Origin of the sequence: Neisseria montereyensis (genome assembly GCF_024834045.1) — a bacterium.
GTDB lineage: Bacteria > Pseudomonadota > Gammaproteobacteria > Burkholderiales > Neisseriaceae > Neisseria > Neisseria montereyensis.
The window spans coordinates 404,251-418,242 of sequence record NZ_JANUXW010000001.1; the positions used below are offsets into that span (position 1 = coordinate 404,251).

Annotated in this window: 11 protein-coding genes; 6 read left to right on the forward strand and 5 right to left on the reverse strand. The window is 44.2% G+C overall.

Annotated features, from left to right (window positions below; genetic code table 11):
* Positions 1–22: 22 nt before the first annotated feature.
* The 4 genes from NXS09_RS01810 to gatC all read right to left on the reverse strand — a co-directional run bounded on the left by NXS09_RS01810 (position 23) and on the right by gatC (position 4,826).
* On the reverse strand, positions 23–1,945 hold the full coding sequence (locus tag NXS09_RS01810; RefSeq protein ID WP_259290850.1) for a 3'-5' exonuclease: 1,923 nt from the start codon (positions 1,943–1,945) through the stop codon (positions 23–25).
* 175 nt (positions 1,946–2,120) lie between these two features.
* Positions 2,121–2,894 (reverse strand): DpnI domain-containing protein, encoded by a 774-nt coding sequence (locus NXS09_RS01815; RefSeq protein ID WP_259290951.1) that lies wholly within the window; start codon positions 2,892–2,894, stop codon positions 2,121–2,123.
* A gap of 114 nt (positions 2,895–3,008) precedes the next feature.
* Positions 3,009–4,460, reverse strand: a complete 1,452-nt coding sequence (gene gatA, locus NXS09_RS01820; protein WP_259290851.1) for an Asp-tRNA(Asn)/Glu-tRNA(Gln) amidotransferase subunit GatA — start codon at positions 4,458–4,460, stop codon at positions 3,009–3,011.
* Positions 4,461–4,535: 75 nt separating this feature from the next.
* The gene (gatC, locus tag NXS09_RS01825) at positions 4,536–4,826 is read right to left on the reverse strand and encodes an Asp-tRNA(Asn)/Glu-tRNA(Gln) amidotransferase subunit GatC (protein WP_259290852.1); all 291 of its coding nucleotides are present in this window, start codon (positions 4,824–4,826) and stop codon (positions 4,536–4,538) included.
* Positions 4,827–5,062: 236 nt separating this feature from the next.
* On the opposite strand from gatC, the gene NXS09_RS01830 reads away from it, so the two are divergent.
* The 6 genes from NXS09_RS01830 (at position 5,063) to NXS09_RS01855 (ending at position 11,530) form a co-directional block, all read left to right on the forward strand.
* Positions 5,063–6,103 (forward strand): rod shape-determining protein, encoded by a 1,041-nt coding sequence (locus NXS09_RS01830; protein ID WP_259290853.1) that lies wholly within the window; start codon positions 5,063–5,065, stop codon positions 6,101–6,103.
* A 27-nt stretch (positions 6,104–6,130) separates the two neighbouring features.
* Positions 6,131–7,009, forward strand: coding sequence for a rod shape-determining protein MreC (mreC, locus tag NXS09_RS01835; RefSeq protein ID WP_259290854.1), 879 nt, complete (start codon positions 6,131–6,133; stop codon positions 7,007–7,009).
* Positions 7,010–7,017: 8 nt separating this feature from the next.
* Positions 7,018–7,521: a rod shape-determining protein MreD gene (gene mreD / locus NXS09_RS01840; RefSeq protein ID WP_259290855.1), complete on the forward strand. Its 504-nt coding sequence runs from the start codon at positions 7,018–7,020 to the stop codon at positions 7,519–7,521.
* Positions 7,518–9,578 carry a penicillin-binding protein 2 gene (gene mrdA / locus NXS09_RS01845; protein WP_259290856.1) on the forward strand — a complete coding sequence of 687 codons (2,061 nt, stop codon included), beginning with the start codon at positions 7,518–7,520 and terminating at the stop codon, positions 9,576–9,578. Before mreD ends, mrdA begins: the two co-directional genes overlap by 4 nt.
* Positions 9,575–10,681 (forward strand): rod shape-determining protein RodA, encoded by a 1,107-nt coding sequence (gene rodA, locus NXS09_RS01850; RefSeq protein WP_259290857.1) that lies wholly within the window; start codon positions 9,575–9,577, stop codon positions 10,679–10,681. The genes mrdA and rodA overlap by 4 nt, the downstream gene beginning before the upstream one ends.
* 189 nt (positions 10,682–10,870) lie before the next feature.
* On the forward strand, positions 10,871–11,530 hold the full coding sequence (locus NXS09_RS01855) for a MarC family protein (RefSeq protein ID WP_259290858.1): 660 nt from the start codon (positions 10,871–10,873) through the stop codon (positions 11,528–11,530).
* A gap of 179 nt (positions 11,531–11,709) precedes the next feature.
* Here the strand turns inward: NXS09_RS01855 and NXS09_RS01860 are convergent, their stop codons facing one another.
* On the reverse strand, positions 11,710–13,932 hold the full coding sequence (locus tag NXS09_RS01860) for a TonB-dependent hemoglobin/transferrin/lactoferrin family receptor (RefSeq protein ID WP_259290859.1): 2,223 nt from the start codon (positions 13,930–13,932) through the stop codon (positions 11,710–11,712).
* Positions 13,933–13,992 lie beyond the last annotated feature (60 nt).

Consider the following 13,992-nt stretch of genomic DNA (forward strand, 5'->3'; position numbering starts at 1 on the left):
AAATATGTTTCAGACGGCCTGATTAATTATTATTTTTAAATTGATAATAACTTTCAAGCAATCTTTGGCTGTATATATTGGTTCCGGATAAAGTAATCATTAAATAAGATTGTGCACGCGTCATAGCTACATAAAGTAAACGGGTATATTCAGTTTCTTGTGCTTTACTTTTGTTTTCGAGGGAGTAAATGCCCATCAGCATTACCCGCTGAAATTCCAAACCTTTACTACTATGCATTGTGCAAACAGTTACCGCTTCGTCATTCGGATTATATTTTTTACGAATAGTACTATTTTGTAAGGCACAATATTTTATTTTTTTGCGTTTTAATAATTCAGAAACCTCATCACATTGTTCTTTTCGATAACAAATAATGGCAATATCTTGCAGAGGAATTTTGTCTTCCAATAACCATTTATCTAAGCAGCGTTCTAAATAAGCAAGTTCATCTTGCCATGATGCACATTGTTTTATATATGGCGAAACACCATTAAGGCCAGCTGCCTCTGGTTCAACCAAAGGAATTTGGTTTTCATCATTGCTAATACGCGGGCGCATTTTATTTTGTGCAAATAAATAAGCAAATCCAATAATTTCTTTAGTGTTGCGGTAATTGAGTCGTAAAATAGTTGTACGCCCTTGTGCCTTAATACCAACGCTGGCCAAGCTAAAACCTAAATTCTTATTGTTTTTATAAATAGATTGTGCATCATCATATAATAAAAGTAAGTAGTTACTTTGTTTATCTAAAGTATAGGTTGCCAAGCGTAACCAGTCAGCATCAAAATCATGGCCCTCATCAATCAATACTGCTTCATAAATATTTTCTGGTAGCCGGCCATCTTGCATTGCATCAATTGCTGTTTGTACAAATTGTTCGTAGTGGGGTAGCCTTTGATATTTTTGTGCAATATCTAAATTATATTCTTTGCAAAGATAACTACACCATCCATGGAAATGGTGAACTTTAATTTTATCAGTCAGCTTTTTATCTGCAATGAATGTGCGTAATTTAGCTGCTAGTGCAATATTGAAGCATAGTATCAAAATAGGCTTTTTAGCCTGTTTGGCTAAGTATTGACTACGCATCAATAATATTAAAGTTTTGCCTGAACCTGCTACGCCATGAATAACCCTATGGCCACCACCCATGCTGCGTGCAAGCTGTTCTTGCTGAATATCCATAATTTTAATGATATCGGGCGCAATAATAGGTTTAGGAGGTATGGCTTCTTCTAATTGAAGGGGTTCAGATAATTCTTTTTGTTCATTAAATAGTTCTTGTTGTTCCGGTAGATTTAAACGGATTTCAGGGAATAAATGCCAGCGAATTAAGTCAATTTCTTCTCGGTTGAGTGTATATTCAAAATCATATTGAAATGTGTCCCATAATCTGGTCAATACTTTTTCTTTGCTTTGCCCGCTTTTTAAATCATCTTTATAAAGTGTATTTTTGATTGGCATTAATATATCTAAACGTGCTTTATCTGTAGATAAATTGCTAATTTCACTATGTGTAAACTGCGTAAAAATAACAGCTTGTGTATAGGGAAGGATTAAACGCCCTTGGTAATCACCATCTTGTTGCTGTAAACGCTTTTCCGAGGATAATAAGTTTGTGATGGTGTGTACATAGCTTCTCGCTTGTTCCATAGGGTGTTTTTCACGTTTTCGATGGCCATCAATTTCTAATTCACACTCTGTTTTAGTCATTCTGCGTAGAATTTTTAAATGCCAGTCTTTAACCTCTATGCACAATAACCCTTTATTTGGGAACAACACTAAAAAATCGGCGTAAAGCCGTTTGTTTCCCATTGGTACATTACACCAAACGATACAATCATCATCTAAATACTCGCTGAGAAATTTAGCTACTTTTCTTTCCCCTGCCGTAGCCATATTATTCAGGACGGCTTGCGTTAGCTCTGGTACAAATTGCGCCATAATTTTACTTATACTTTTAAATATATATTTATCATACTTCTAGATATCATTTCTATTTTCAAATTTTAGATATCTAAAAATTACTTATAATAAAAAAATATGGGTATTTTTAATGCTTAAATAATTAAATTAACCATCTTCTTAATATTAATAATATTTTGTATTTACAATACTTTTAAGGTTGAAGCTTCCGATAATGCCCGCGTGCAGAGAATTCAATTATATTTTGGTCGCGTAGAATTTGAAGCTGCTGGCGGATTTTATCTTTAATATGTTGGTTATTGGGAAATTGGATAGCTAATTGTTCCTCAAACTTATATAGCTGCTTTAAATCAAATTTCTCAGGAAGTTGCTCAATGCACTTTATGATTGCTAATAGCCAGCCTTTACTGGTAGCTTTCTGATTGCGTAAAAAAAGATTAGATTGCCATTGCTGATGTACCTGCTCAGGTTCAATGACTTTGGCCTGATCAATCAATAAAATTTTGCCACTTTCAGGCAACCTGCTCATGTCTATCTGACAGCCGATCCAACCTTTACGGTTAGCTGTTTCCGATAAAGGCTTACGGCGAATAATCATATCGACAGTCATAAAATGTTTTGGTACCAATATCAATTGTTGAACAGAATAATCTGCTTTTTTATACATCAAGAAAAAGAAATTAGGATTATCATTTGATTGAATTCGCTCAATCATCGTGTGATATGCACCATCATCAATCTTTTTTCCTATGGATTTTCCATTTTTACTTTTTAATTCAAATTGTTCATTGCATTGAGGGCATAGAAAATCCTGTACAGGGCGATTATTGGGTGCTTTTTTTATATGGCTGCAACCGCAATTTGGACAATACATATTTATTGCCATCCAATTTTCCGTTAAGACGCGTACAATTTGAGATGGATTTTTATAGCCTTTAGCCAAATGGGTATCAAAGTGAAGGTTCATTTTGAGGCGGTTTCTTTTATGGGTTTGGATATTGGCATAATTCGCACCTGTATAGGATTTCCTAAAATGATATTTAACGGTCATTTTTTAGTTTTTTAAGCAGCTTATGATTTTTTATCTCGTAGGCTGCTTACTATGCCAATCACTATTCAACTGCATCTGATGCGCCACGCCCAAAATCTTTGCTTCGGCAAAATAATTGCCAATCAACTGCACACCGATTGGTAGGCCGTCTGAAGAGAAGCCTGCGGGTAGGGTCATGGCGGGTAAACCGGCTAGGTTAACGGCAATGGTATAAATATCGGAAAGATACATTTGTACCGGGTCGTTGATATCGCTGCCTAATTTCGGTGCGGCAGTTGGCGCGGTTGGCGCAAGGATAATGTCGCATTGCTGTAAGGCCGATTGAAAATCGTTGGCAACCAAGCGGCGTAATTTTTGGGCTTTCAGGTAGTAGGCATCATAATAGCCGTGGCTGAGTACATAAGTGCCAATCATAATGCGGCGTTTGACTTCGCTGCCGAAACCTTCGGCACGGGTATTGCTGTACATTTCTTCTAAATCACCGAATTGGGCGGCGCGGTGGCCGTAGCGTACGCCGTCGTAGCGGGAAAGGTTGGTGCTGGCTTCGGCGGAGGCAAGTACATAATAGGCGGGAATGGATAATTCGGTTTGCGGCAGGCTAACTTCCACCATTTCTGCACCTTGTGCTTTGAGTAGGTTGATGGTCGTCTGAATGGTTTTTTGTACATCTGCGCTCATGCCTTCGCCGAAATATTCTTTAGGCAGGCCGACTTTTAAGCCTTTTAAGGGTTGGTTTAAATCGCGGGTGTAGTCTTCTTTGCTGCGTTCCAAACTGGTGGAATCGCGTTCGTCGAAGCTGGCCATGGCATTCAGCAGAATGGCGCAATCTTCGGCGGTTTGTGCCATCGGGCCGGCTTGGTCGAAGCTGGATGCGTAGGCGACCATGCCGAAACGGGATACGATGCCATAGGTTGGTTTAATGCCGGTAATGCCGCAGTGTGAGGCAGGTTGGCGGATAGAGCCGCCGGTGTCGGAGCCTAAAGCCGCGGGAGCAAGGCGGGCGGCGACAACGGCGGCGGAACCGCCGGAAGAGCCGCCGGGTACGTTTTCTGTATTCCACGGGTTTTTGGTTGCGCCGTAGAATGAAGTTTCATTGGTGGAGCCCATGGCGAATTCGTCCATATTGGTGCGGCCTAGGGTGACCATGCCTTCGTTTAATAGGTTTTGTACTACGGTGGCGGTGTAGGGGGAAACGAAGCTATCAAGCATTTTGCTGGAACAGGCGCTGCGCCAGCCTTGTTGGCAGAAAATATCTTTATAGGCGATGGGTATGCCGGTTAGGGCGGTGGCGTTGCCGGAAGCGATACGCGCATCGGCCGCTTGGGCTTCGGCAAGGGTGAGGTCTTTATCTAAAGTGATATAGCCGTTGATAGCGGGATTGCGCTCATCAATGGCGGTTAAGTATTCTTGTGCCAATTCGGTGGCGGAAATTTGTTTGGCTTGCAGCATTTCGCTGGCTTGTTTCAATGTATATTGGGTCATGGGCTTCTTTCAGACGGCATATGATTCAGACGGCCTTATATAAGTTTGAATATATAATAGGGGCCGTCTGAAATTTTATTCTTCGATTACTTGCGGAACAATATATAAGCGGTTGCGTACTTCGGGGGCGACGGCTTGGTATTCTGCCGCATGGTCGGTTTCGGTAACACGGTCTTCGCGTAGGCGTAAAGCGGCTTCATGCGGGTGCGCCATCGGTTCTATGCCGTCGGTATTCACGGTTTGCATTTTTTCGACCAGAGCGAAAATATCATTTAATTCTTGTAGGTTTTGCCGTTTTTCTTCTTCTGTCAAACTCAGGCGGGAGAGCTTGGCAATTTTTTCTACATCACTTAAGGTCAGAGCCATAAAAAATCCTTAAATTTAATTCAGTAAACATCGAAACTAAGGTATTATTACACGTTTATCTGATTATTGTTCCGTTGGGTAGAGAATTATAACTGAAAACGCTGTTATTCTAAATGTATTCTACATGCAGATTTCAGCGGATTGATACCGCTTTCCGGCGGGAAGGCCGTCTGAAGAAACAAATTGCTGTTTTTTCTGTCGTTTTAACAAGATTTTAAAGGTTCGGGAAATATTTTATGTTTCGCTTTTTAACACGCTATTTTTCAAATGATCTCGCTATTGACTTGGGTACCGCCAATACGTTGATTTATATCCGTAATAAAGGTATTGTTTTAGATGAACCTTCAGTGGTGGCGATGCAGACGGATGCCGCTCAAGGTAAAAGTGCCATTTTGGCGGTGGGCACTGAAGCCAAAAAAATGCTGGGGCGTACGCCGGGCACCATTCAAGCCATCCGTCCGATGAAAGACGGTGTGATTGCTGATTTTAATGTCACCGAAAAAATGCTGAAACAGTTTATTAAAAAAGTAAACAACAGCCGTTTTGCCGCGCCGCCGCGTATTGTGATTTGCGTGCCTTGCGGTTCGACTCAGGTAGAGCGTAAAGCGATTCGTGATTCGGCTTCTGCTGCGGGCGCTTCTTCTGTGAATTTGATTGAAGAACCGATGGCGGCGGCAATCGGTGCGGGTTTGCCGATTGAGGAAGCGACGGGTTGTATGGTGGTCGATATCGGCGGCGGTACAACCGAAGTGGGTGTGATTTCTTTAAGCGGCGTGGTTTACTCACATTCTATTCGTGTTGGCGGCGATGCGTTTGATGACAGCATTATCAATTATGTTCGCCGCAATTACGGTATGTTGATCGGTGAAGCGACGGCTGAAGAAATTAAAACAAAAATCGGTTCGGCTTTCCCCGGTATGGAAGTTAATGAAATCGAAGTGAAAGGCCGCAATTTGGCAGAAGGTATTCCGCGTGCGTTTACCATTAGCTCGAATGAAGTTTTGGAAGCATTGACCGAGCCTTTGAATCAGATTGTGCAATCGGTTAAAAACGCATTGGAACAAACACCGCCCGAATTGGGTGCGGATATTGCGGAGCGCGGGCTGGTGTTAACCGGTGGCGGCGCATTGCTCAAAGGGCTTGACCGCTTGTTGGCCGAAGAAACCGGATTGCCGGTGATGATAGCGGAAGATCCGCTGACTTGTGTGGCACGGGGATCGGGCAAAGCTTTAGATATGATTGGCAAACTGAACTCGATTTTTGTGGCGAATCCCTAATTTATTATTTCGGAATGCCGTTTCAATATGTCTGAACAGCCTTTGAATTTTTCCCGTAAGGGTATGAAATCTTCCAGCAAGCTGATTATTCTTTCTATAGTCAGCGTGGCTTTGATGATGCTCGACAGCCGTTATTCGGCTGTTCAGAAAATCAAAGGCTATACGGCAACTGCGTTGTATCCCCTGCAATGGATTGCCAATCAGCCCGTATATTTTTATCGTTATATTAGTGAGTTGGCACAATCGCAAATTGATTTGGTGGCCGAAAGCAAACGGTTGAATGAAGAAAACGGCCGTCTGAAATTATTATTGGCACAAGCAGGTATCCAACAAAACGAACTGGTTGAGTTAAAAAGATTACAGGGTTTGCAACAAAGCGGTATCCGTATTGCAGGGATGGCGACGGTGATTTCAAATGGCCGCGATCCGCTTTCGGATAGATTGATTTTAAACAAAGGCGAAGTAAGCGGGTTTAAGGTGGGTGATGCCGCAGTGGATCAGAATGGTTTAATCGGCCAGATTACGCAAGTTCACCCGTTGAGTGCGGAGCTGACGCTGATTACCAATAGTAAAACGGTGATTCCGATTATGGTAGAGCGTACCGGTGTGCGTAGTTTGCTTTATGGCAGCGGTGGCTCGATTAATTTGCGTTATTTCCCCGCCGATGCGGATTTGCGGCCGGATGATGTTTTGGTGACATCGGGATTGGACAGTATTTATCCGGAAGGCATTCCCGTTGCCAAAGTGCTTCAGGTATTCCGTGCGGCAGGAACGCCTTATTACCGTGTTACCTTGGCACCTTTATCAGGGTTTCGCAACAGCAAATATGTATTGGTATTGCCGCAGAAAAAACGACCTGAACAATTATCGCCGGCGCCTGATTTAGCCCAAGCAAAACGGCCTTAGTCTGAGTTATGACCGAACTTGAAGATTTTCATAAGCGTGTTCCCAAACACATCACCGTATCCGGCTTCGTGCTTGCCATGTTGCTGGACTTTATTCCGTTCTCGTTCCATACTTTTTTCTGGCTACCTGAATTTACGGCATTGATTTTGCTTTATTGGGCACTATACCGACCGCAAATGGTGGGTGTAGGTACCGCTTTCATTGCCGGATTGTTGGTTGATGTGGGAACGGCCGCACCGCTTGGGCAACATGCTTTATCGTATATGGTGATGGTGTTTTTCGTCCAGCAGCGGCAGCAGCGGATTATGTTGTTCAGTTACGGCGTACAGGCGATGGCTATTTGGGCGGCTTTATTGTGCAACCAAGTGGTTTTATCGTTGGTGCGTTTGATGTATGACCACCGTTTTACCGGTTGGCAAGTGTTTATTGCGCCGTTTATCGGTGCGCTGTTGTGGCCGCTGTTGAGTAAGATTATGCTGGTTATCCTTAATTCACGTCTATTACGCCGATGAATAACAATAGCTATTTAAACAACGGATATGATCAGGTTGTTGCTGATCGCGAACGGGATTTTATCTTGCGGTTGGTGGTGGCGTTCGTATTCATTGTGATTTTCTTTTTGTTGTTATTGGGTCGTTTTGTTTATCTGCAAATTGTCAAACATGATGAATATGTGGTGCGGGCCAATACCAACCGTATTTCATTAGTGCCTACCGCACCGATACGCGGAGAAATCGTAGACGTAAACGGTGTGGTATTGGCACACAACTATCCTGCTTATTCTCTTGAAATCGTACCCAGTAAAATTGAAGGAAAGCTGGATGATACGATAGAAGCACTACGCCAATATGTTGATATTACCGAAGGCGACATGAGGCGTTTTAAAAAATTCCGTGTCGAATTTCGTTCTTATGAAAATATTCCCTTAAAGTTAAAACTGAACCCTGATGAAGCGGCAAGCTTGGCTGCGCAACTCTACCGTTTTAAAGGGGTGGAGATTAATGCACGCACGTTCCGTTCATACCCTTATCCCGAATTAATGGCACACGTTTTAGGTTATATCGGCCGCATTAGCGATAGTGATCAAAAAAGATTGGAAACAGAAAATGCTTCGGCACTTTATCGGGGCAGCACCCATATCGGCAAATCGGGCCTGGAGCGGTTTTATGAGCGCCAGCTTCATGGGGTGCCGGGTTATCAGGAGGTCGAAAAAGACGCTTATGGCAATATAGTACGCGTTTTAAAAAGCGTGCCGGCCAAAACGGGCAAAACTCTACGGTTGGCTATGGATATCCGCCTGCAACAAGAGGCAGACCGTTTAATGGGTGATAGGCGTGGCGCGATGGTGGCGTTGAACCCGCAAACCGGCGGGGTATTGGCATTTGTGTCTAAGCCTTCGTTTGATCCGAATTTATTTATCGACGGCATCGATACCGAATCATGGAAAGGTTTGAATGAGAATTGGGAGCGCCCGCTGATTAACCGAGTAACACAAGGTCTTTATCCGCCGGGCTCTACCTTTAAGCCGTTTATGGGCATGGCTTTATTGGAAAGCGGCAAAATCGATCAAAATACCATTGTGCCCGCGCCGGGTGCTTGGAGTATTCCGGGTTCCCGCCACTTATTCCGTGATTCGGTGCGTAGGGGGCATGGTTCGGCCAATTTAAGCAAGGCTATTCAAGTGTCGTCGGATACTTTCTTCTACCGCTTGGGTTATGAGCTCGGTATCGATAAAGTATCGCCGTATTTGGCGCAGTTCGGGTTGGGTGCGCAAACCGGCATTGATTTGCCGCACGAATATAGAGGGGTATTGCCCTCAAGAGAGTGGAAAGCCAAGCGCTTTGCTAAGGCTAAAAACCCAAGGTCGCGTGAGTGGCAGCCGGCGGAAATGGTATCGGTGAGCATCGGGCAGGGGTATAACGCTTATACGCCTTTGCAAATGGCGCAAGCTACCGCTTCATTGGCGAATGACGGTGTGGTTTACCGGCCACATTTGGTTAAAGAATTATTGGATCACGACCGACGTGAAATTACCTTAATCGACCCTGAGCCGGAGCGCAGAATTCCGTTTAAATACGATAATTTTGAATATATCAAACAAGCGATGTCGAAAGTGTTAAAACCGGGCGGAACGGCGCACCGTATAGGATATGGTTTGCAATATACGATGGGCGGTAAAACCGGTACGGCGCAGGTGGTACAAATTAAACAGGGTGCCAGCTATAATGCGGCGGCATTGGCCGAGCAGCACCGTGACCATGCATGGTTTATTTCGTTTGCGCCGCTTGAAAAGCCTCAGATTGCGATTGCCGTTTTATTGGAAAACGGCGGTTGGGGGGCCAGTGCGGCGCCATTGGCCCGTGCGCTGACTGATTATTATCTGCTGACTTTAAAAGCAGGGCAGCTAGCAGGCCCCGTACCTAAAGAGCCGTTGTTAAAAAGCAAAGAGCATGAGGATATGCAGCAAACAGCCGCCAGCGCGCCTGTTGTCCGTTCTGAAACTTCGGTATTCAAGCAGGCTTATGACAATATTGCAGGTATTCGGGCGGCTTCCGGAGCGGTACGATGAATATAAATGAAGAGACTTTTTTAGGCAGAATCAAACGTATTGTTTGGGCGCCTATGGATCCTTGGCTGTTTTATGCCATGTTGGCGGTTTATATTATGAGCCTGTTTTTACTGTATTCGGCAGACGGGCAGCAAATCGGCCAATTGCAGAATAAAACCGTGCACACGGTATTGGCATTTATATTGCTTTGGTTTGTGGCTCGCGCCCGTCCGCAAACATTGTCTGCCCTTGCCCCGCCGGTGTATGCGATAGGTGTCGTATTATTGTTGGGTGTGGAATTTTTCGGGGTCACGGTAAACGGTTCGACACGTTGGCTGAATATCGGTATCGGCCGGATACAGCCGTCTGAAATCATGAAAATCGCGTTGCCGATGATGGTGGCGTGGTATTTTCAAAAATATGAAATGTCGTTGCGGTGGTATCACTATATCGGTGCTTTGGTTTTGGTGATGGTACCGGGCGCGCTGATTTTGAAGCAGCCCGATTTGGGTACGGCAACTTTGATTATGGCTTCCGGTATTTTTGTGATTTTCTTTGCCGGTTTGCCGTGGAAAGTTATTTTTGCCTCATTGATTGGTTTTTTTGCCGCATTGCCGTTGCTTTGGAATTACGGTATGCACGATTATCAAAAAACCCGCGTGTTGACCCTGCTCGACCCGACTAAAGATCCGCTAGGTGCCGGCTATCATATTTTGCAATCGATGATTGCCATCGGTTCCGGCGGGCTTTGGGGTAAAGGCTGGCTGAATGGTACGCAAACCCATTTGGACTATATTCCCGAATCAACGACCGACTTTATTTTTGCCGTTTTCGGGGAAGAGTTCGGTCTTATCGGTAACGGGTTATTATTGGCTGTTTATCTGCTGATTCTCGGGCGCGGGCTTTATATTGCAGGCAAGGCGCAAACCTTATACAACAGAACGTTGGCCGGCGCATTAACCATGACGTTTTTCTGTTATGCATTTGTGAATATGGGTATGGTGAGCGGTATTCTTCCCGTGGTCGGCGTACCGTTGCCGCTAGTAAGCTATGGCGGTACGGCTACTTTATCTATTATGATGATATTGGCTTTGTTGATGGGTATCGGCAATCAGCGGGCTTAAGCTGTTAATGCTATTGAATGGAATGTTTCAGACGGCCTCTATTCATATAAGGCCGTCTGAAACATTCTATATAAATCATATAATAGATAACTTTAATTAAATAGATGAATATAGGTAATTGCTTTGAAATTTGGCAGCAGTATTTGCCGTACGAATCAAAGAGAATGAAATAATACAAGGTATAAGCACATGATAGGCATGGAAATCGGCAAGATCATTTTGGCATTTATGGTATTGATTAACCCTTTGGGCGGATTGTCCATTTATCTTGAAATGACACAAAATTTAAGTACGCGCGAGCGCCGTAAAGTTGCAAAAAATGCTTCTATTGCCGTAATGATCGCCATTACTGCTTTTACGCTGACAGGCAGTACGATTCTCAAGCTGTTCGGTATCAGTGTCGGCGCGTTTCAGGTGGGCGGCGGTATTTTGGTATTGTTGATTGCTATTTCGTTAATGAATGGCGGCAATAATCCTGCCAAGCCCGAAGCATTGCCGGAAGAAGGTAAAGATGTGGAAGTATCCAATCGCAGTAACCATAATATCGGTGCTATTGCAGTGGTGCCGCTGGCTATTCCGATAACGGTGGGGCCGGGTGGGATTTCTACCGTGATTATTTATGCATCTGCTGCTAAAGATTATCGTGATACGATATTAATTTTAATTGCCGGACTTTTTATCAGCCTGATTTGTTATATTATTTTGTTGGCAGCGGCAAGGGTTAGCCAAAAATTAGGGGATACGGGAGTAATCATTCTTAATCGTATAATGGGGATGTTGTTGGCTGCCGTTTCGGTTGAAATTATTGTGGCCGGATTGAAAGCTTTGTTTCCGCAATTGAACGTATAAAGAGGATTTGGTTAATCTTGAAAAGATTCGATAGATGATGGGATTGAAAGGATTGATGTTCGGAATAATTTGATTCGGGTTTTTAGCTGCAACCCATAGTTAATTGTTTGTATAGCAGATAAGACAAATACGGTTATTATTATTCAGGCAGCCTTGCGGCTGCCTGAATAATTTAAAGCTTAGAAAGATACGCGTAAAGATGCGGCGACATTACGACCCGGTTGGGTATAAATATCGACATCTTGGTTGGCTCTACCGGCCATATCGGCATGTTGCCAATATTTTTTATTGCCGATATTGTAAACATTCAAACCCAATTCGATATTTTTATTGGGTTTGTACCACGCAGCGGCATCCCATACACCGTAGCCCGGTGTTTTGAAGCGGTTTTCACTGCTAACACGTTTTTGTGCTTTAGCCCAACGCAGCTTGCTACCGATGCCCCATTTATCTTGAACATAATCCAAGCCAATCACACCGTTTAACGGATAGGCGGTGTCTAAACTATTACCGTCGCCATCTTTACCGCGCATCCAAGCGATACCGCCGTTTAAGCGCCAGTTTTCGGTTAATTTGAGTTGTCCGGACGCTTCTATACCATGTGTCCGTACTTTATCGAGATTTTCATATTGGAAGATTTGAATGGCGCGTGGGCCGCTATTATCAATTCTTGCCAACCGTGTATTAATAAAGTCTTTATAGCGGTTATAGAAAGCGGTGATTTGGGCATTACCGCGCTCATGACGGAATTTCATACCAAGTTCAACACTGTCGGAGCGTTCAGATTTCAGGTTGTGGTTCGGAATAATACGGTAACCAAAGGCATTATTACTAAACGACATGGTGGCGCTGTCGAACGGAGGTGTACGGAAACCGCGCGAATAAGAGGCAAATCCTGTCCAGTTTTGATTGAACGGTACACTTAGGCGCAGACTCGGCGTAAATGCATGGTCGTTGAATTTTTGAGGTAATTCTTGTGGTTCGGCATTTAGATAAGCCTGATCAATTTGCGGCGTTAAGGTTTCTTTTTCATAACGCAAAGCAGGAGTCAGTGTGATACCGTTACTGAAAGTCAAGCTGTCTTGCGCATAGATACTAAAGGTTTTACGACGGCTGTCGGGGAATGTTTTATTGGGGAACAGGCTACCTGCGTAGATTTTAGTGGTAGAACCGTCGGCATTAACCGTTAAGCTGTCGCGTGGACGGGCGGTATTGGTTTGCTTGTATTCCGCACCGGCAACAATAAGGTGTTCAATTCCACCGGTGTTTAAGCCCCATATGGTTCGGGTATTAATGCCTTTGGTGGTTTGATTAAAGCCATAGTCGGAATAGCGGGTGGATGCCGAAACAATATTGTTATTCATAGAAGTGCTTTCACTGATTACGGCATCATCTTCGGCTGTTAGTTTTTGATGATACAGTTGAACAGCGGCTTCTTGTAAGCTACCCCCTTGTCCGATGTAACGATAGCCTAATTCTAAACGTTGGCGGCGGGCACGGTCGCGGGCGAAATATTCCGACGTGTTGGTAACTCTCGGTCCTCGGGCAGAGGAACCCATCGCATTGAGTACGTTGGTATCGTTTTTGCGTGAAAACCGCTCCCATAGCATTTCTATACGGTGTTGTTCGTTGCCGATACTGCCTTTGGCCAAGATATTATTGCTGTGCATATCTTGAGGGTTGTTTTTGGAACGGCGGCCGCCAAGTATATCTAAACTACCGCGGTTTTTGTATTCATGACCGTTGCGGTTGGTATACATTAATAAACCTTCGGCCACATCGGTATGGCCGGCAATCGTCGCCGTGGTGCCATAGCTGCGGTCGCTGCTGTGATAACTTTGTTTTACACCAAAATATACCGGTTTGTCGGCATCGACAAAATCAGAAGGCGAATAAGTACTCATATTGACCACGCCGCCTAATGCATCGCTTCCGTATAAGGCAGAATAAGGGCCTTTAACAATATCAACCTGCTTGAGGGTGTCGGTTTCAACCAAATCACGGCCTGTAATCGTACCGCCGCCGCCATTGCCGCCGCCATAAGATTCCGGAATACGGATACCGTCGACCATCATCAAAATGCGGTTGCCTTCAATACCACGGATATTGATCGAACCGTTACCTCTACGGGTGTTATCGGTAGTAACACTGACACCGGGTTCGTACATCATAAGGTCGTCTAGGTTATGCGCCGCCGCACTGTCCATCGTTCTGCGTGAAATAACGGATACGTTAGGCGCTGCCTTATCTAGTGTTTGCTCGTATCTGCTGGCAGTTACGACAACTGTATCCAACTCGGCGTTGTTGTCGGTATTTTCATCGTTAGGCGCACCCCATGCCGTTAACGGTATGGCAGGGAAGAGGGCTGCAATGGTGCATGCCAATAAAGATTGTTTAGTCATGATTTGGTTTTCTCTTGATTGAATAAACTCTATAAATGGTTAATAATATATAAATAAATA